Genomic DNA, 19,395 nt, shown 5'->3' on the forward strand with positions numbered 1-19,395 from the left:
GGCGATACGATTTATTGCATGTAAAAATGTAAAAAATAAACGGTAATATTCAACATTTTATATACAGTTTAGCCCTTACTTAAATATTTAAAAATACTCAGAATAAGTGATCAAATACTTAAAAATAGCAAAAATGCCAAACCAGCAAAACACTGAAATAAAACAACCTCGTTATCGCAATGCTGAACTAACAGAACGTCGTAATTTAAAAATGGCAGGTTCGATCCATGCCTATGTACGTGGCAATACGGCCAAATATTATGATTGGTTGAAGCAAGCTGAAATAAGCTCGATCCCACAGGGGCCTGCGATTTGGATTTGTGGAGATTGTCATACTGGGAATTTGGGCCCTGTTGCCAATGCTGAGGGTAAAATTGATATTGAAATTCGTGACCTAGATCAAACAGTGATTGGTAATCCTGCCAATGATGTTATTCGTTTAGGATTATCCTTAGCCACAGCTGTGCGTAGTTCAGATTTACCTGGTGTGGTCACCGCGCAGATGATTGAAGCATTGTATGCAGGTTATGTGAATGCCTTAGTACACAATGGTCGAGGGATTGATAAATTACAGCGACCAGTATTTGTGCATAGTGCGATGCAAAAAGCACTTAAGCGAACCTGGAAAAATTTAGCAAGAGAGCGTTTAGAAGGTTTAACGCCAGAAATAACCTTGGGGAAGAAATTTTGGCCCTTATTGAAAAAAGAACATCTCGAAATTCATAGTGTTTTTAATCAGCCCGATATTCAAGACTTGGTCACAATGATTGGTCAGCGTGATCAATCAGCTCAGTTGAAAGTCATCGATTCAGCATATTGGGTTAAAGGGTGCAGTTCTTTAGGTTTATTGCGCTATATCGTACTGATGGATTCATCGAATCATATTGTCAGAGATGGGAAAGGCCTATGTTTAATGGATCTGAAAGAAGCCACAACAGCACTTGCACCACGCTATTCAAATACACCGATGCCAAAAGACAATGCAGCAAGAATTGTTGAAGGTGCAAGACACTTATCACCCTTTTTAGGGGAGCGGATGCGAGCAAGCAAGTTTTTAGATACTTCGGTTTTTATTCGAGAGTTATTACCACAAGATTTAAAACTCGAAATAGAAGGGGTGAATGACGTTGAAGCCAAAGATTTAGCTTTCTATTTAGCTTTTGTCATTGGTCGTGCACATGCTCGACAGATGGATGATTCAGTACGTAATGCTTGGGTGAAAGAGCTAAAACGCAATCAATCAAAAACTATTGATGCGCCATTTTGGCTATGGCGTAGTATTGTTGAATTGATGAGTGTACATGAGGCTGGTTATTTGGAGCATTGCCGCCGTTATGCGCTTTCGCATCTGAAATAAAAAAGGATGTGGATAAGTCTATTGTTATCCACATTTTATAGATCTGAGTTTTTATCCTAGATGATGTTACTTTGCAAGACTTTCAAAATAACGCCGTGACATTGATTTTAGTATCTGGTGGAATGCAGTTTCTGATGTGAAAAATCCTGAGCCCATGTCGTGAAAATATTTGTTGGTACTTATATTTTAACTATTTTAGACTCAGGTTTTTTGCTTAAATCAAGTGATAAGGCAGTCATGATTTCATCACTTTATCGACTTTTGAAATCGAATATGTCAATGACTTAAATGAACTGCACCATCATTAAAAAGTATAAGCTACACCAATGCTTGCACTATGGGCTTTATTCGAAATACCACCGCCATTTTTATACCTTGTAATTTCATTTGTTTCGTTATCCACGATTACTGAATCAGTTGTAACACGCTTATATTCATTCCAAGAATACTCAGTAAATAATTTTGTATCTGGTCTAATGTTATAACCTGCATTTACAATGGCGCCATAATATGTCCCATTATTGGCTTTATTATCAAATGAAATATCGCGTAAGTAATGTTCATCATGGTCTGAAGCATTGACCCAATTGCTGTATTTCAGCGTGGTAGTAAGTTCAAAATTATTATATTCAAATTTACCATTGATGCCGATATAAGGCATTTTAAATTTTTGCTGATAACCAATGACTTTTTCATTAGGATCAAACTCACCAGTATTACTTAGTGCTGACCCTTCTACATAATCTCCATCACTATCTACGTCTGAATAATGATATGAGCCACCAATAGCCGACCATGAGTATTTATTTTGTTGATAACCTAATAGTGCACCTAGCTTATAATGTGAAGTATTGAGTAAATTTACATTGAAATTAAAATCAAATTCATTTGCATAGTTGAGAGGTGTACGATCATGATGAGACCAATCTGTCAATAAATCTCTATCTGTTTCAGAGGTCCAGTCATAATCATTCATAACAGCAGAGTTTTTAGATAATGTACTCCAGCCTCTAGCATTAAAAGAAACTTTAGGATGAAATTGCCAATTTATCTCAGCATTTATGATATTGGCGCTATTGGTGTCCCAAGCAAGCTCAGATGCTTTGCTTTGATCATCCATATAAACGAGTTCTTTCGCTTTAGATTTAAGTAAAAGGCCAGAAGATAAAGACATAGCCAAATCATCAGGCGTAAATTGACTCGACCAATTATTTTCACTAGCAAAAGTAGGATTTACACACAACATAAGTATTGGTATTACTATTTTTTTCATTAAAACAAAAGCCTTTTGTATATTGATTACTTATTTGATTCTCAAAATTACGGATGTAATCTACTTGATTTATATTAGATTGTAAAATTGCAAATCTTATTTTTATTGAAAAGTAATATTTTATTGATGGATTTAAAAATAGTTATAGCTCTATATATAAGTAGCTCAGCTAATATTTTTGTAGATATTGGTCGTTAAAAAATATATTTTAAACATAATCTACTTATAAGATATCTTAATGAGAATATCCATAATGCTGTGTGAAAAAAATGATTTTAAGTTGTTATATCTTATCTAAATAATTTTTCAATCGAGTATAAAAGTTCACTCTATTATCATTAAACTGTGACAATATGAACATGATTGGTATCACACTATTCAAATACACCGATGCCTAAAGAGAATATAGCAATGCTTGGTTAAAAGCGCTAAATCGTAATCAATCTAAAACCCTTGATGCGCCATTTTGGTTATGGCGCAGTATTATTGAACTCATGAGTCTACATGAGGCAGGTTATTTGGAACATTGTCGCCGTTATGCGCTTTCACATCTAAAATAAAGACAATGTGGATAAGAGCATACTTATCCACAATTAATGATTTAAATTATTGAATCACACCACAGGCAATACGATCTCCACCGCCACCAAGTGGCTTTGGATGATCCGAATAGTTATCGCCACCCGCATGAATCATAATGGCTAAGCCTTGAATATCAGCCAGTTTTAAACGTGGCGCAATTAAGGTTGTTTTGGCATTTCCATTTGAATCTACATTGAGTACAGGTAAATCGCCCATATGCCCATCATTGGGGGTACCATGTCCCGTTTTTTGCGGATTGAAATGACCACCCGCAGCTAAAGCAGCGCCCATTTTCCCGTCTTTTTCAGCAGGGGCACATGAGCCTTTTTCATGAATATGGAAACCATGATAACCAGAAGGTAATTGGCTAAGTTGGGTGTTGATGGTTAAACCATTTGGAGAGTCTTGCAAGCTTACTGTACCAATTTTTGCACCAATGCCTTGTGCAGAGACCGCATGCATATCCACTGTTTGTAGCGGTGTTTTAAGCTTAGGTTTGACCGTTGTTGTACTACATGCCGCTGTAAAAAGTGCGATACATGTACAAAGTATAGAAGTTTTAAAAAAAGTAGATGTCATCGAACGCATCCAAAGTATTTGATTATGATTAGTCACTATTCAAACAAAGCACGGCCTGATAAACAATGTGAATTAAATGTCTGATTGTATGAATTTATTTAACAGTAAATTTGATTGGCATTGATTATGCTGGCTAAAAATAAATAAACAAAATAATTATGCAGAATATCTACGATATATAGATCGCTATACAAGGTATATTCGCCAATTAAAGCTTATTGGCGAATATACGATTGACTCATATTGAAATTTTAATTGTCACTTGCCTGTATTTGGCTAAGGTTTTGTAGGCTGATCATCATCAATGTCATAGGCCATCGTGGCATCTGGCATTAGGATTTCTGGCTCAGTGGTTTCATGTAACCACTCACGCCAAATTGCCAAGAGAATTGCAAGAATGACAGGGCCAATAAACAGTCCAACCAGTCCAAAACTTGCTAATCCACCAAGTACACCAAACATGATCAACAAGAACGGAATCTTGGTTGCACCTGAAATAACCAAAGGTCGAATCACATTATCAGCAGTACTAACAATACAAACACCCCAAGCCATTACACCAATTGCTTCCATAGTTTGACCTTGTGAAAACAGCCATAATGAAACTGCACCATAAGCAACTGGAGGGCCAAATGGAATCAGTGCCATCAAAAAAGTCACAATGGTGAGTACCATTGGATTTGGAACACCCGCAACAAAATAACTCACACCAGCAAGAAATGCTTGAGCAACTGCAGTTAAACCAACACCATAAACCACTGCACGAGTCGTTTCAGAAATGGTGTCAAGATAATGGTGAATACGTGGACCAATTAACATCTGTAAGGCTTTACTGACTTGCTCCAAAATGGTTTGACCATCTCGATAGAAGAAGAATAACGACATGATTGCAAAACCCAGCTTAACCAGATTCTTGGTAATTTCGTTCAGGACGAATTTACCATAGTTCATATGGCCTTGAATCCAAAGACCAATGGTTTGCGAAAGGCTGGTAGGATCGGCATTAATTTCACGTACGGTACGGCTGACTTCTTTGCCAATGATGGGGAGTTCACGGATAAAGTCTGGAACAGTCAAATGACCTGAAGATAATTGGCGTTGTAGGTCGAAATAAAGATTTCGTCCTTCATGTTGTAAAATAAAAATAGCAAAAGTCAGTGGAATTCCAACCACCAAAACCACCAGTGTAATCATGAGTGATGCACTGAGAGTTGGTCGATTCGAACCAAACATTCTTAAGATGCGTTTGTACATTGGCCAAGTCATATAGGCGATAATACATGCCCATAACACAGGTACAATGAAATATTTGAGAATATCGTAACCCAAAAAAATAAGGATGAACAATAATCCAAACAATAAGATACGTTGTAAGTTCGAAGTGAATTCTTGCACTAATTACTCTAAAAATTGTGAGTGATTGACTCAATATTAACTGAAAAATAAAGTGTGGCAAATTTTAAGCACAATTTATTTGATCTTTATTGAATTGGTTTTAGAACCAATCGCTTGGATCGTCTATTAAAGCATCAAGTAAGGGTTGCCATTGTTCTTGAATGGTTAAAAAGTTCTTTTGCGTTTTATCAAAAACGTTTAGACCTTGCATTGCTAATTGGCTATAGGCAGTACGTTCAGATATCCATGCAACAGGTTTTTGTTCGATTTTATCAAAGAATTGCTGAATATCTTTCGAGCTTGAGCTGTTGGCTTTCATTCGATTGGCAACCAGATATACAGAAACTTTGCCTTTACGGATTTTTTTAATGTCTTGGATGTGTTTAAGGAAACGTCGAGTACTGTCGATATCAAAAAAAGAGGGTTGTAACGGAGTGACTACAGCATGGCATTCACTAATCAATTGCTCAGCATGTTCACCAGTTAAAGCACCTGGTGCATCAATCACTAAATAATCTAAGTTTTTAGGTGCATCTCCAATTGATTTTTCATGACGCCAATCCAGACTTTGAATTGTTGCTGCAGTGTCAGGACGTTGCTTTAACCATTGCAGTGTTGATTTTTGTCCATCTGCATCAGCCAAGGCCACTTTATAGCCTTTTTGTGCAAGCGCCGTTGCTAATGTTATTGCCGTAATCGTTTTCCCACAACCGCCTTTCAAATTTGCAACAAGTATTGTTTTCATGATTGATCAATTAAGTCTGTAAGCTAACCTTCACCTTACTTTAGCATTAATTTTTAGCATATAGGTTATACATGACAAAACTTTAGTAGTTGTTTACATTGTGCAAGATATCGAGTTAAAGGAAAAAGCATGTCCATCTGGATGGCGATGTTAATTGGTGCATGTATTGGCATCGTTTTAACCACAATCGTGTTATCAAGTACGCGTAATGGCAAAATCAAAGCAGAGTATGAGCAGTATATTGCTGAGTTGGAATTAGAGCATCAGCAGGCTTTAGCAAGCGCACAAAAGCGTAGTGTAAATACCAGTCGTGCTGTGCTGAAAGGCAAAATGGCGGAACAACTTGCACCAATCATGCCTGAGTTTCGTTATTTACCCAGTGATGCCAAGTTTTTAGGTGATCCTATTGATTATGTCGTGTTTGATGGCTATACCTATTTTCGAGATGGTGAAGGTTTGGCTGAAGATATTGAAGTGGTGTTGATTGATATTAAGAGTGGTGGGGCACGTTTGACCAAAGGGCAACAAGCGATTGCCCAAGCAATTCAAGACGGACGAGTCCGCTTTGAAACGATTCGGATTGATTTTGAAGATTAGAAGGTTGAAGTGTTGTTGCATCGAGTGTGTAGATTTTTAATTAAATCAATTGTATGGAAAAATAAATTATTTGAATATAAAAGGCTTGCAATGCCACATTTTACATTCAAAGTTTAAATACCTTTGCGTAGGCGATCCCTCACTTTTTGTAGCTGATGCCAAACCTTGCGCTGCAAACAAAGCTGTGCTTTGCTTTTGCTCATGTTAGGCGAGGGGTACGTCCTGTACCCCCGCCCAACGGCGACATCCATGTCGCCCCGCGGTAGAATAACCATCTAGGATTCAAAAACACAAAAACTTATTCATAGCCAAAAACTTCTAAAAGTTCATACAAAAACCTAAGCTTCATTGATGATCAATCACTTGATGGAAATCACTTGTATGAATAATTAGGTGGTTTGACTATATCAAATTTTCTATTACATTTATCTATTCTATTCAATGGCGAAAGCTTAGAGCTTGTGTGCTCTGGCCATAAACATACGTCGTCCAATTTTTGGCAAATCTTCAGCATCAAAATAATATTTTTCAGAAAACTTAAAATTGGCGTTTAAAAGTTCAAGTTCGATATTACGGTTTAAGTGACATCCATCAGCAATAACTTTTTGTATAGGCGTTAAAATATCTTGCAATTTTTTTAAGGTGCTATTGTCATGATATTGAACGTGTTCAATTAGATGCAGTGTCCCTTGAGGTTTTAAAACGCGATAAATTTCTTGAATGGCTTTGTCTAAATTGGCAATGCTACACATGGTCCATGTACTGACGATATTTTCGACTGAATGATCTGCAAAAGGCAGCTTTTCTGCGCTGGCTTGAATGTGTTGTACATGAAAAGGTGCATCAAATACCCGTTTTTGAGCAAGTTGATAGACATCTCGGTTTGGCTCAAGCGCATAAACTTGATCAACCTCTTGGTAAAATGGCAGGTTTAAACCTGTGCCAAAACCAATTTCTAAGACTTCACCTCGAACTTTTCCAAGTAATTCTGCACGTCCATCCATCATGCTTGGTGTTTGCATCACCTGATTAAGCAAATGCGGGAAAATACGTTGTTGGTAAAATTTATAAATCATCATTGTATGCAATTATAGGAATATAAGCTAAATTCTAACCAAAGCCTGCTTTGAATATAAGACAAAAATAGGACGAAATCTCTGTATTTTGTTACCGAAACTCGATTTTTATTTTAAGTTTTTATATTAATACTAGGATTATAGATTTTGTACAATTTTTAAGTGTGGTTTGAGGAGCATGATATGAGTAAAAAGTTAATCTGTGCAGCGTTGATGGCACTGAGTGCTTTTCAGGTCTATGCCTTTCAATCTACTGATTCTTCTAAAGTTTCAAAAGCCAACCCAGCATTTAATATTGCCAATGGTTTAGCACCAATCGATCAACATCAGAAGATTTCTGTTTTGGAACCTTTTCATGGGGAGTTTCGGATCCTCGGTTCAAAAGAATATAAGGATGATGAGCAAGCAAAATTTTCTCCAATTGATTATGCAGTAACTCGTGGTTTATTTACTGAGCCTGAAATTGCCCGCCAGATTTCGATCAATCAATATGATCGTTTCTTAAATTGGAAAATGGCTCGACCACCAATTCCTGCTCAATTGGCAACTCAATTGGTCAGTAATATGCATATTATTCCTGCTAATCCTGAAATTGCTCAACAAATCAAACAGGTAAAGCGTGGTGATTTAGTTCGTTTAACTGGTGATTTGGTTCAAGTGAATGATAAAGATTTGGTGTGGAAATCTGCTTTGGATTGGAATGGTGTCGGTGATGGGGCGTGTAAACTGATTCGGGTGAATTCTATTCAGTGGTTGGAAAAGCAAAATATCTAAATTCAAATTGAGCCGCATCAGAGAAGATGATAAGGTTTGCTATAATTTTAGCCAGTTTGAATCATAAAGAGTGTGATAAATGAAAGGTTTAGTGGGTTTTACTTTGTTTGTTTGCAGTTTGGGCTTAGTCGCTTGTCAAAGTTCAAGTCCTACAGTGGAAGGTAAAACACATGAGTATACATTGAAACAAAAGTGCCCAACTTTGATGGATATGAAAGTGGGTGAAGTGCTTGTATTCAATGCACCTGAAAATCCAAGCACAGGTTATCAATGGCAGTTATTACAACCACTTAAAATATTTAAAACAGAAGAAACCTATTTGCAAAATGATAATGAAGAGGGAGCAGTGGGTGTCGGTGGCACCAAGACTTTCCGTTTTAAAGCTGAAAAACCAGGACAAGATTATATTGAATTGGTGCATGTTCGTTCATGGGAATCTTCAAAACAACCAGATCAACAATGGCGTTGTCGTATTCGGGTTTCTTAGGATTTCAATTTAATTGTACTGGTTCAAACATGATTAGCGTTTCTTCTCTTGTGCCATTTGATCTAGTACAAGAGAAGATTAAAGCATTAGTTTTTTATTTTTTATCGGTCAATTGTTTCCAGTGATCGAGTTGATCTTTGGCTGTGAACATCCCCCCCATACCTTTTACATCATCAGCTGAGTTTTTAGATTGACCATCTTTAGACAGTTTATTCTCGTCATAGATTTTGGCTTGATTCTCCCAAAATTGATAAATTAAACCTTGAATATAGCGACCTTGTTCAGTTTTTAGATCCAGTTGTTTAAGCATATTCAACGCAGATTCAATGCTATCACGTTTGAGTTGCTGATCAATTTCGTAGGTCAGCGTATCTTCAGCTGCACGTTTTTTAAGGTCAGCTTCTAAAGCATTATTATTTTCGGTAAATTTCTGATCATATTCTTCAAGTAATGCAATATCGTGAGCATCGTCTGGTGTACTTGGAAAGCTTTTAATCGGTTTGGTTTTCAATTGATCCATGATCTCTTGAGAGGCATCTTTAGGTTCAGATGAATTGTTTTGCTGTGGACTATCTTTAGGAGAACATGCTGCCATGAAAACGACGGATGTAAGTAAACCTGAAAGGAGTAAAGGGCGAAGTATTAAATTCATGATAAACATTCCTCATTAAAGCGTTTCGATTAGCGCAGTTTCCTAAAGTTATAAACATAGGTGACATAAGGGAAGTCTATTTCATCTTGCGCATGTTTACCCGTATATTCCAAGACAATATGTTCGAATTTGTGTTTTAGTTTGAATTGCTCTTCTTCAGACATTGCTGCAATAAAACTGGTGGATAATAAGCGCTTACTGACCACGTTTTCCACGGTTCCAGTTTGTACTTGTGAAAAGACTTTGGCTGTTTCAAGTTGGAATAAAAATTGATTTTCAAACGCCAATTTCCATTGCCCACTATGGTAACGTGGTGTGTCTCCTTCGATCGTCGCGAGCAGATCTGCCAATGCTTTAACCCAGTCTATCGTCTCATCGCGCTGGTTCCAGACCAAACCAAGGTGACCCTCAGGTTTTAAAATGTGGTGAATTTCATTCAAGGTTTCAATATTGGCAAACCAGTGAAATGACTGCGCGCACAAAACAGCATCAATACTTTCAGATTCTAACGGAATTTGATCACTCTTTGCTTGAAGCGTTTGTACATCAGGATGTACTATTTTCAATTGTTCCAACATTTCTGTGACGGGCTCGACAGCAATAATATTGGGCGTTGCTTGTTTGAGGTAAGGGAGAAATTTTCCAGTACCTGCACCTAAGTCAACAACGCTTGAGTCTGGGCCAAGGGCTAAATCTTCTTTTAACCATTTGACCACGTCTTGTGGATAATTGGGTCTGACTTGTTGATAAAGTTCAGCAGCAGTACTGAAGCCTTTTTGAGCAGCAGGATGTAGGGAATGTGTCATATTTTGCGCTTTTTTATCTGACTAGACTCTATAAAATATGACACTTGAAGCAATCAATAGGCAAGTGCCTATTTATTTAATTTCAGCCAATGATAGAGCTAGTGCTCGGTGTGCGAATGGATAAGCAAATAATTTTTGAAGATGATCATATTAGAGCAATCTATTTACAAGGCGATTCTGACACTTTAGTCCTGTCATTTGGTGACTTGATTTCTAGAGCTAAAGGACTTTCCATCAATGCTGAAAAGTCTTTGATGAAATATAACTATGCCGTGGTCGGGATTATGCCAAAACAGAAGTCTTGGTTTCCTGCCTCAAGCATGGCTGCATTGTTAGAGCACTTAGATCCCATTTTAAAACAATTTAAAAATATCGTGGGCTATGGCGGTTCGATGGGTGGCTACGCGGCAATCAAATATGCCAAAGCTTTAAAAATGAATCGAGTGGTTGCCATGGTTCCACAATATTCAATCGATCCTTTAGAGGTTGAGGACAAGCGTTATACAGATTTCTATGATGCTGAATTAAATGCGGATATGCGTATTCAGGCACAAGACATCGTTGCAGACTGTGAATATATCATTGTTTATGATCCTTATTTTGAAAATGATAAAGAACATTATTTAAAAATTAAGCCATTGATCCCTCAATTGCATACGTTACATTTACCGTATACTGGTCATGATGCGATTGCAGTTTTAGCCAACTCTGCGCTACTACATGATTTTATTGAACGTGAATACGATCAAACTTATTTTTATAAGCAGATTCGTGAAGTAAAGAAAAACAGCAAATTTTATTATCGTAGTGTGATTGCTCACTTATTGGGGACACATAACGAAGCTTTGGGTAAAATTCTAAAAGGTACAGATATTCAACTGGATAGTACTTTCTTTGATGCCAGTTTAAAGCAGACCATTACGCGTATTTTATTGACCAATAAACGAGTAGATGAGCAAGATTTGCAGAAACTGGGTATCCAAGTCAATTTTGCTTTTGAAGATAAAACGCAGCTACAAGACAGTTTTGGCAATATTTTAGTATTTAACGTGATCACGCAAAAGCTAGAAAGCTATGATCAACAAGTAATTGATGTGAATGGCAAATACATTATTCCATTGCACGTTGAAAACAATGGTTTGGCACAAGTCGAGATCAAAAAGCAGACCTATTTGATCTGTATGAATGATCGCCGTGTGACCAAATTATTTAAGCAAGATGAAGCGTTATCTTTGGATATGAATCCAATTGTGATAAAAAAAACCACAGACTTTTATGTATTGACCTATAAAAACTTTTATATGAGTTGTGATATTCAAGGTTTGGTGAGTTTTGATGATGAAAGCTTAAATGAGTTTTGCCACTTTAAGGTTGCTTAAAGTCAGCGGTTGAGCTGAAACACCATTTGGTGTCTAACCATTTGACATTTGAGCCATTTAAATAGACAGATACCGCTTTAGTTACATTGCTTTAAATAGGCGATTGGAAATAAAGCTGTATATTTTTTAAATTCATTTTGAACGTCTAAGTCACTGACTTTATAGACTTCGCTAGAATGTTGATAAACATCAGTCACTGCTGCCAGAGAACCTTCTTCACGGTCTTTATAATGATAACGGAAGGTTTTTTGCGTGGCGTGGAGTAGTTTTTGCTTCATGGGTGGTTGATGAAGGAAGGTATAATTAAACACACGATTTTCCATTTCCAAATAATATCGAGCTTGAATACGACAACCTCGATTTAATTTAATCAGTTTAAATTCATTTCCCTCAGAACTTCTAAACTCTGCTTCATCCAAGTTATTAATCGATTGTAAAATATATGCTTTTGCATAGGCTGGTGAATATAAGCCAAAACCAAGCAGAGCGAGCATAAGTGACGGATAAACTGTCCAATTCATTGTAAAGTCTTTTTTGTTGATTGTTTAACTCACTATAAGGCGTAATCAGGTGTTTTAAAATATAAAAGATCCATACCAGAAGTCTCTATCAACTCATAAGACGAAGATACAAGTTATCAAGTTTAGAACCTACGATTCGCTCGTTTAAACGTCCCAAAGTCATTAAAACGAACCCCATTTTCTTGCATCACTGGATAGCAGTCTTGGGCAATGGCTTGACGAATATAAAATGGATCACGTACAACAAAATGGTGAATGGCATGTGTACCAGCAAAGTTAAAACAGAAGGCTTGTAAAGGTTTCATCCGCCAATCTGTCCAGACCTGACACTGCTGAACGATATTGCCATCTTCAACATCGCCATAATAATGCATATTTGAACTGGTAAAATGCAGACTTAAGGTGCGTAAGAAATTTGGTGCTGCAATGCTTACGGCATAAAACTTTGTGGTTTTGTCTGCAAGTCTCCATAAGCTATTTTTAGGTTGTGCTATACCTGTGGCTTTCATTGCCAATTTGGCAGCATTGATCAATAAGAAACCATGCCATAAGACATAATGAATATGTCCAAAGGGTGCATAACTCGCAGAAAGTTTTGCTTTTAATTTGAGTTTATCTGCTTGGGATAAATGCTTTTGAGCATGAATAAAACGCTTGGTGGTTTTCATCATGGTGATGGGGCGTAAATAGATCGCCAACATATTGTCACCAGTCATCAGCAAACGTTTTAAGCCCCATTGATCACCATTGTTAATACCGCGTTCTTCTAAATCTGTTTTGGTACCCGATGATTTGTGATGATGTAGATGTACCTCGCGACGTATCCATGGGTTCACAGTACTTGGGCGAAAGGTGTAAACGGCTGCCAACATGGCATCATTGATTTTTTTGTTTTTACGGTAATACATTTGGTGAATAAGATCATGCTCTAGTTCATGTAAGAGCGACATCCAAAATGCAGAAAGCGGAATTGCCACATACCAAGGCATTTTCCCACGAGTGTATTGTGTTATATTGAAAATAATCCCTGTTACAGCTGTTACAAGGATGGCTAGGCCAATTTGGTCTTGGTGCTGAACCAGCCAAGGATGACGTTCGCGTAATTGATTTCCAGCTTCCAAAATTGTTTTACGAATTCGGTGGCTACGTTGTTCATCTTCTGGATCAGCAAAAAGTTTAGTTTTGCTTTGTATGGACATTTGTACATCGGAAAGGGGTAAATTCATCTCCGGTTTCCTCTATATTTTTGTAGTACTACAAGGAAGTTTTTAAAACCAACATTTGTTGGGTTTTATGAGAGATTATCTGATGATTAAAATAACGTCAACGTCAGTTTTAAAAAAAATGACGAAAAAGGTGAGCCAACCAAAACAAGAACGTTCCCAAAAAAGAATGGATAAGATGCTGGCAACCACGCAAGAGTTACTGTTATCCATTGGAATTGAAAAGATTTCGATTCCTGAAATTGCCAATGCATCTGGCGTTCCACGGACCAGTATTTATCAGTTCTTTCCGACGAAATACGATATTTTTCGTCATATTGCACTGACGCATTTAAACGATTTAGTCAAACAACTCGGACAAGCTGCTGTTCGAGTGTTGACGGAAAACCCAAATGCACCCATAGAAGTATACGGACAGTTACTCTCAGAGAGTATGATTCGTACCACAGCCAAATATTTTAATGAATCTGAAACGGCGAGCTTGTTGATTTTAAGTGGACCTTTTACCCGGCAAGCTTATCTGGAATACCAAATAGAATTAAAAAAGGTCAGTCATGGTGTCCGAAAAGCATTGGAAATGATTAAAGTGGATGAATATGTACCACAGGAGCCTGATACATTGACGATTTTGATGGAATTGGTTTTTACTTGTATGAAGCATGGTTATTACAACGAAAGCTATATTTCTGAAGCCATTATTCAAGAGGCCTACCGTATGACCAATGCATACTTATTGGCTTTAAAGAATAATTCTTTTGGTTTTCCAGAAGCATCTGCTTCGTAAGTAAAACTGGCTCTCTATCATTAAGGAAAAGCAATGAAAGCTGTATTTTTAGATTATGAATCTTTAGATAAACAGGATTTGGATTTTAGTCAGCTAAAAGCAGCTTTTGATGACTTAATACTTTATCCATCGACCACAGCAGAGCAAGTTCTAGCACGCATTCAACATGTAGACGTGGCGATAAGCAACAAAGTGATTGTAAATGCTGAGGCGATGGAGCAATGTAAAAATTTAAAATTAATTTTGATTTCGGCCACGGGGACCAACAATATTGATTTAGATTTTGCACGATCAAAAGGTATTGTCGTGTGTAATTGTCAGGGCTATGGCACATCTGCAGTTGCACAGCATACACTGACGTTAATGTTGGCATTAGCAACATCTTTACTCAAATATGAGCATGCAGTTAAACAAGGCGAATGGAACAAATCGCCAATTTTCTGCTTACTGGATTTTCCAATTGTTGAATTATCTGGAAAAACTCTTGGTATTATTGGCTATGGTGAGCTTGGTCAAGCGGTTGCTAAATTGGCAGAAGCTTTTGGGATGAAAATTTTGGTCGCATCATTACCCAATCGACCAACGCATAAGGATCGGACACCTTTTGTCGAGTTGCTTACTCAAGTCGATTTTCTTTCTTTGCATTGTCCTCTAACAGCGGAAACACGCGATTTAATTGATGCTCAAGCCTTTGATAAAATGAAAAAATCTGCATTTTTAATCAATTGTGCCCGTGGTGGTATCGTTAATGAACAGGCTTTGGTCGATGCATTAAGACAAGGTAAAATTGCAGGTGCGGCAACAGATGTGCTTTCTGTTGAACCTCCGACACAAGGTAATATTTTACTTGCAGATGATATTCCAAATCTGATTGTCACACCGCATAGTGCGTGGGGTAGTGTAGATGCACGTCAACGTATTGTGAATCAAATGCTTGAAAATGTTGAGGCATTTAAGCGGGGTAAAGTGATTCGTCAGGTGAATGGCTAAAGAGCCGAGTGAAAAAGCACAATGAAAAAAGGCGCAATTAAAAAGGCATCGTTAAAGAAACACCGTTAAATAGCTATATTCGTTTTACTGCTATCACCTTGAGCATAGGTAGTGCAAGGTGTGGAGATCGACGGATTAAGTGTGTTTAGCTGCTTATCTTGGTACACCAACCTCATCATCTGTTGAACTTTGCGTATTGCTTGAGTTGGTATCTTTTGAACCTGTGTTATTGGTGTTGACATCACGCTCTTGGTTTTCGATTGGTAATGACTGTTTTTTAATTTCAAGTTCTTCTTGCCCATTGTTGGGTAATTGATTTTGAACTGCGGGTTGAACAGGTTGTGTGGTGATCGGCGTATTTTGAACGTTTGCTGTAGTTGCAGCAGTTACAGTATTCGTCGTATTGGGTGTGGTCGAAGATTGGCTTAAGCTGCCTTGTTCAATCGGAACATTTAAATTGGTTTTACCCATCACTCGATCTTTGGTTTGCTCAACTTTTTTTACCGCAGTATCTATGCCTTGGCGAGTACTATCACGAGCCTCAGTGGCTTTTTCAGTGGTATATTTTTTGGTATTTTCAATGGTTTCATCCAAAGACGGTTTAATTTTTTGAATCCCTTTTTCGGTCGCATCACCTACTTTTTCAGCGGTATTCTGTACAGCTTCACCGGTCTTATGTGCCAACACTTTAAAAATATTTGGATTATCACCATATGGCTGATTTTGAGTATTGGTTTGCGCATAGAGTGATGGTGTTGCAAGTATTGCAGTGATCACACATAGACTTTTGATCATCTTCATGATGTTTTGATCCCTTTATGATGATTGTAGCGATTCGCTCAGTGCTAATTGGGATTATCATACTGTTTTATTTAGATAAAAAGTAAAATGGAAAGAAAAATCCTACAGCAAGAAAACATATGTATACATTGCATACCAAATTACTAGTAGATGTATAAGAAAAGCTCACCTAAGTGAGCTTTTTTAAATGGGCATTAAATCTAAATTATTTTGTAGCAACTTTAGCGTCTGTAGATACGGCGACTTTAGCGCTACCTACTGGTGTTTTCACATGGGTTTGTGAATTTACTTTTGCACCTGTATTTGCTGGTTTAGGTTTAACTAAATCCTTGGTTTTCTGCCAAGTTTTACTTGTCGCTGATTTGGTTTTGTCTTTTACTTTAACAGCTGCTTCTTTGGTGTTGTGACCCGCTTCAGAACTTAGTTTCTTGGTATTTTCCCACGCACCTTTCGTTGCGACTTTACCTTTGTCTATGCCTGTTTCCACACCAGTCCCGACTTTATCAGCAGCATGTTTAGTGCCGTCCCATGCATCTTTAGATACATCACGGGTTTTATCGACACCTTTTTCAACACCTGTCCCGACTTTATCAGCTACATTTTTAGTGCCATCCCACGCATCTTTAGACACATCACGGGTTTTATCGACACCTTTTTCGAGACCTGTACCTACTTTAGCAGCAGTATTCTTAGTGCCATCCCAAGCGTCTTTAGACACTTCACGGGTTTTATCAACACCTTTTTCGAGACCATTACCTACTTTATCTGCTGTGTTATGGATACCTTGACCAATGTTGTTTAGAATGCCTCCATTGGTTCCGACTTCAGCAGAAGCATTTGCACTTACATCTGTATTGGCAAAAAGAGGAGAGCTGGCAAGAAGTGCTGTGGCGATCACTGTTGTTTTAAGCATTTTCATAATTAGTTTTATCCTGTACCTGAATGAGTTCAAGTTTGAGTGTTGCCTATAATAATGTGAAATATGTATAAAAATAGCCTTAGAGATAAAACAGCAACAGCTTATCTACAGAGTTTTAACAATAGTGTAAGAATTGTGAATGAATGTTACGACTAGACGTGTTTGGAAGACTTGGGCATTTTTATTTTTTAAATTCTGATGCTTATAAGAATATGAGAACGATGATAAAAGCATTTTCTGTAAGAATTTCTAGCTTGTTATTAAAACAAAAACGACATAAGCTTTGGGTTAAATTGTTGGTTTAATCATCATAATGAAAAATATAATAATCTTGATATTTCTCACCTTTATATTGAGTTTAAAACCCAGTTTTGCCTGCGGCTGTGGTGATGAATTGTCTTCCAGCCATCAAATAATGAGTTGGATTGTGATGGGCGTGGTTTTTTTAATTTATTTGATTCCAAGCCTTTATTTTGCAAAATATTTTAGGAAATATCAGCTATCTATTGAGCATTTGATTTTGTCTCATGTGCTGATGATTGCGATGCTCTACGCAATGATGAATTCGTTTAAATTGGGTTTAAATCCAATTTATTATTGGTTTGCTGATTACCTCCCAAATAGTTTCATATTTGCTGCGATTGGATTCATTGGCGTCCTTGTTTGGATTTATCCCGTGATTTATGTGGCTAAAAGAGCGAAATAATTTTGCATTTAGCCCTTTTAGCTTCGACGACGTATCAAAGTGAAGTGCCGAGATTAATTACATTTTTCCAGATTTGATGTTTTAAAGTTATTTTTAAGTGAGTTGAAGTTTTTTAGCTTTTCAGCATCTTTTGGGTCAAAAACAGTTTGTTTATTTTCGACTTCAGCATCTACATTTGAAAATGCTGAGATGAGCTGATCACCTTTAAAAATCCAATGTTCTGTGGCTTTTCCTGTTTCAAAGTTGCCAGTAAATTCGATGACACAGTTGTCTGTTTGTTTGATGAGTTTGGCAAGGTTATGTTTTGTGCTTGGTTCAGCAGAGATATTTTTATGTTGTTCTAAAACAGTTGGAGCATTTGGATTGGTGGGTGTGGTTGAGCAGGCAGAGAGGGCGATCACTATTAACGGTACAGATAATAATATTTTAGAATTCATATGCTTTTGATCTTAAACTTAACTTGATCAATTGAGTCTATACAATGTATTGGGAATATTTAGTTTTAGATTGTTAATTTTTATTGTTATGTTTTCATTTATTCATGCATTTTGGAAAGCGGAGACTAAAAATAAACCCGCTCGAAAGCGGGTTATAATTTATATTTCTACTTAGTGCTGTAACACCGAAATATCCGCAACACTTGTAAACAAGTCACGTAACTGTGCAAGTAAACGTAAACGGTTTGCTCCCAACTCTGAATCCCTGATTCTCAAAGAACGTATTCGTCGCCTAATGTAAAAGACAACAGAACAAATGATTTTTACCCATGCTCTTGATGATAATGGCGTGTTTGAAGTGTGAGTAATTGTGATTTTAAATGATTTAAATCTTCATCTAAACCAAATCTTTGCGCTAGAGGATCAACCAAGTGGCTTGAGTCAAGATGAGTGGTCTGTAAAGACAAATCATTTGAAAAAGACTTTAACTGTTGTCTACGAGACACGCTAGAACACGAATAGCGTCTAAATTTTTCAAGTAAGAAAACTAAACGGCGTGTTTCAAGTGTACTTAGATTATTTGTTATAGAAGGTAAAAGCTCTGAATAGAGTAAAGCTTCAGCAACTGGTTTCACTTCACTAAATGTTGCCGATGATAATGGTTGTTTTAACAACGTATTCAAAGCATGTTCAAACTCTACCTGATTCATCATATGAGTTAACCTCTTAACTCCGAAAGGATTGACACGATATATTGAATATTCGAGTGTAATTGTTCAGGAGTCGCATAGTACATTTCAGCATTATTCGCTGATTTTTTAAACGCTTCAAGAGAAAACTTACCATTAAGGTATAATTTTTTGATGTCTTCGATATCTCTATCAGATAAACGAGCAAGTTTTGAAATGGCTAAATCTAAACCGGATACTAAATAAACTTCAACAATGCTATTGGCAACTAAAGGAATCGCTCTTTCAGGATAGTCAGGGTCGACAGATGCAAGGCTGGTGTTAAAACTACGATCAAACTCTAAATTAGTTTCAAGATTATTATCATCTAAATATTCAACGTCATTATTTTCTAAAAACAAAACTATATCGTGTTTCTTTAATTGCTGGATTGCCTGAATTTCAGCATCTATATCATTGCTACCACGAGCATTGGTATGAATATGAAATGCACAACCACCAAAAATAAATGCTTTTACAGCGCCATTAGGTAGATTCTTATGATTTTTGGATATGTAATTCTCAAGCTCTTGAAAGAGCTTGAGAATAGCGATAGTAATTGGAGAATTACTATAGATCGTCAT

The 19,395-nt window shown here is 37.0% G+C and carries 22 protein-coding genes; 8 read left to right on the forward strand and 14 right to left on the reverse strand.

Going from position 1 to position 19,395, the window contains the following annotated elements; genetic code table 11:
* Positions 1-133 precede the first annotated feature (133 nt).
* Positions 134-1,357, forward strand: coding sequence for a DUF2252 family protein (locus ASC84_RS16420; protein WP_056516736.1), 1,224 nt, complete (start codon positions 134-136; stop codon positions 1,355-1,357).
* 304 nt (positions 1,358-1,661) lie between these two features.
* Here ASC84_RS16420 and ASC84_RS16425 read toward each other — a convergent pair whose 3' ends face one another.
* The 4 genes from ASC84_RS16425 to ASC84_RS16440 form a co-directional block, all read right to left on the reverse strand.
* Positions 1,662-2,630 carry an omptin family outer membrane protease gene (locus tag ASC84_RS16425; protein WP_056516739.1) on the reverse strand — a complete coding sequence of 323 codons (969 nt, stop codon included), beginning with the start codon at positions 2,628-2,630 and terminating at the stop codon, positions 1,662-1,664.
* 606 nt (positions 2,631-3,236) lie between these two features.
* Positions 3,237-3,791 (reverse strand): superoxide dismutase family protein, encoded by a 555-nt coding sequence (gene sodC, locus ASC84_RS16430; RefSeq protein WP_004718225.1) that lies wholly within the window; start codon positions 3,789-3,791, stop codon positions 3,237-3,239.
* 276 nt (positions 3,792-4,067) lie between these two features.
* Positions 4,068-5,186, reverse strand: coding sequence for an AI-2E family transporter (locus ASC84_RS16435; protein ID WP_004718224.1), 1,119 nt, complete (start codon positions 5,184-5,186; stop codon positions 4,068-4,070).
* A gap of 100 nt (positions 5,187-5,286) precedes the next feature.
* The gene (locus ASC84_RS16440; RefSeq protein WP_056516742.1) at positions 5,287-5,931 is read right to left on the reverse strand and encodes a ParA family protein; all 645 of its coding nucleotides are present in this window, start codon (positions 5,929-5,931) and stop codon (positions 5,287-5,289) included.
* Between the two features lie 129 nt (positions 5,932-6,060).
* Here ASC84_RS16440 and ASC84_RS16445 point away from each other — a divergent pair, with 129 nt between their 5' ends.
* The gene (locus tag ASC84_RS16445) at positions 6,061-6,528 is read left to right on the forward strand and encodes a Holliday junction resolvase-like protein (protein WP_056516747.1); all 468 of its coding nucleotides are present in this window, start codon (positions 6,061-6,063) and stop codon (positions 6,526-6,528) included.
* Positions 6,529-6,980: 452 nt separating this feature from the next.
* Here ASC84_RS16445 and ASC84_RS16450 read toward each other — a convergent pair whose 3' ends face one another.
* Positions 6,981-7,604 carry a class I SAM-dependent methyltransferase gene (locus ASC84_RS16450; RefSeq protein ID WP_056516757.1) on the reverse strand — a complete coding sequence of 208 codons (624 nt, stop codon included), beginning with the start codon at positions 7,602-7,604 and terminating at the stop codon, positions 6,981-6,983.
* A gap of 183 nt (positions 7,605-7,787) precedes the next feature.
* Here ASC84_RS16450 and ASC84_RS16455 point away from each other — a divergent pair, with 183 nt between their 5' ends.
* Together ASC84_RS16455 and ASC84_RS16460 are read left to right on the forward strand one after the other, a co-directional pair.
* Positions 7,788-8,378 (forward strand): hypothetical protein, encoded by a 591-nt coding sequence (locus tag ASC84_RS16455; RefSeq protein WP_004818701.1) that lies wholly within the window; start codon positions 7,788-7,790, stop codon positions 8,376-8,378.
* Between the two features lie 79 nt (positions 8,379-8,457).
* Positions 8,458-8,865: a protease inhibitor I42 family protein gene (locus ASC84_RS16460; protein WP_056516760.1), complete on the forward strand. Its 408-nt coding sequence runs from the start codon at positions 8,458-8,460 to the stop codon at positions 8,863-8,865.
* A 94-nt stretch (positions 8,866-8,959) separates the two neighbouring features.
* Here ASC84_RS16460 and ASC84_RS16465 read toward each other — a convergent pair whose 3' ends face one another.
* Positions 8,960-9,517: a hypothetical protein gene (locus ASC84_RS16465; protein WP_004718211.1), complete on the reverse strand. Its 558-nt coding sequence runs from the start codon at positions 9,515-9,517 to the stop codon at positions 8,960-8,962.
* Between the two features lie 29 nt (positions 9,518-9,546).
* Positions 9,547-10,323, reverse strand: a complete 777-nt coding sequence (locus ASC84_RS16470) for a class I SAM-dependent methyltransferase (RefSeq protein WP_056516762.1) — start codon at positions 10,321-10,323, stop codon at positions 9,547-9,549.
* Between the two features lie 89 nt (positions 10,324-10,412).
* Here ASC84_RS16470 and ASC84_RS16475 point away from each other — a divergent pair, with 89 nt between their 5' ends.
* A complete protein-coding gene (locus ASC84_RS16475) occupies positions 10,413-11,702 on the forward strand; it encodes a hypothetical protein (protein ID WP_004818705.1) in 1,290 nt (429 codons plus the stop codon).
* 77 nt (positions 11,703-11,779) lie between these two features.
* Here the strand turns inward: ASC84_RS16475 and ASC84_RS16480 are convergent, their stop codons facing one another.
* Positions 11,780-12,223 (reverse strand): hypothetical protein, encoded by a 444-nt coding sequence (locus ASC84_RS16480; RefSeq protein WP_056516765.1) that lies wholly within the window; start codon positions 12,221-12,223, stop codon positions 11,780-11,782.
* A 122-nt stretch (positions 12,224-12,345) separates the two neighbouring features.
* Entirely contained in the window at positions 12,346-13,449 is a 1,104-nt protein-coding gene (locus ASC84_RS16485) for a fatty acid desaturase (protein WP_056516768.1), read from the reverse strand.
* Between the two features lie 82 nt (positions 13,450-13,531).
* On the opposite strand from ASC84_RS16485, the gene ASC84_RS16490 reads away from it, so the two are divergent.
* Both ASC84_RS16490 and ASC84_RS16495 read left to right on the forward strand, forming a co-directional pair.
* Complete coding sequence (locus ASC84_RS16490) at positions 13,532-14,230, forward strand: TetR/AcrR family transcriptional regulator (RefSeq protein WP_056516975.1); 699 nt, start codon at positions 13,532-13,534, stop codon at positions 14,228-14,230.
* Positions 14,231-14,263: 33 nt separating this feature from the next.
* Positions 14,264-15,220, forward strand: a complete 957-nt coding sequence (locus tag ASC84_RS16495) for a 2-hydroxyacid dehydrogenase (protein WP_056516770.1) — start codon at positions 14,264-14,266, stop codon at positions 15,218-15,220.
* Positions 15,221-15,373: 153 nt separating this feature from the next.
* Here ASC84_RS16495 and ASC84_RS16500 read toward each other — a convergent pair whose 3' ends face one another.
* Both ASC84_RS16500 and ASC84_RS16505 read right to left on the reverse strand, forming a co-directional pair.
* Positions 15,374-16,021: a hypothetical protein gene (locus ASC84_RS16500; RefSeq protein ID WP_056516772.1), complete on the reverse strand. Its 648-nt coding sequence runs from the start codon at positions 16,019-16,021 to the stop codon at positions 15,374-15,376.
* Between the two features lie 205 nt (positions 16,022-16,226).
* A complete protein-coding gene (locus ASC84_RS16505; protein WP_056516775.1) occupies positions 16,227-16,940 on the reverse strand; it encodes a hypothetical protein in 714 nt (237 codons plus the stop codon).
* 313 nt (positions 16,941-17,253) lie between these two features.
* Between ASC84_RS16505 and ASC84_RS16510 the strand changes: the two genes are divergently transcribed.
* Complete coding sequence (locus tag ASC84_RS16510) at positions 17,254-17,646, forward strand: hypothetical protein (protein WP_056516777.1); 393 nt, start codon at positions 17,254-17,256, stop codon at positions 17,644-17,646.
* A gap of 53 nt (positions 17,647-17,699) precedes the next feature.
* Here the strand turns inward: ASC84_RS16510 and ASC84_RS16515 are convergent, their stop codons facing one another.
* From ASC84_RS16515 to ASC84_RS16525, 3 genes are all read right to left on the reverse strand, one after another.
* Entirely contained in the window at positions 17,700-18,083 is a 384-nt protein-coding gene (locus ASC84_RS16515; protein ID WP_056516780.1) for a hypothetical protein, read from the reverse strand.
* Between the two features lie 323 nt (positions 18,084-18,406).
* Positions 18,407-18,796, reverse strand: a complete 390-nt coding sequence (locus tag ASC84_RS16520; protein ID WP_004718187.1) for a hypothetical protein — start codon at positions 18,794-18,796, stop codon at positions 18,407-18,409.
* Positions 18,797-18,801: 5 nt separating this feature from the next.
* Complete coding sequence (locus ASC84_RS16525) at positions 18,802-19,395, reverse strand: DUF6036 family nucleotidyltransferase (protein ID WP_004718185.1); 594 nt, start codon at positions 19,393-19,395, stop codon at positions 18,802-18,804.

Origin of the sequence: Acinetobacter sp. Root1280 (assembly GCF_001425285.1) — a bacterium.
Taxonomy (GTDB): domain Bacteria; phylum Pseudomonadota; class Gammaproteobacteria; order Pseudomonadales; family Moraxellaceae; genus Acinetobacter; species Acinetobacter guillouiae.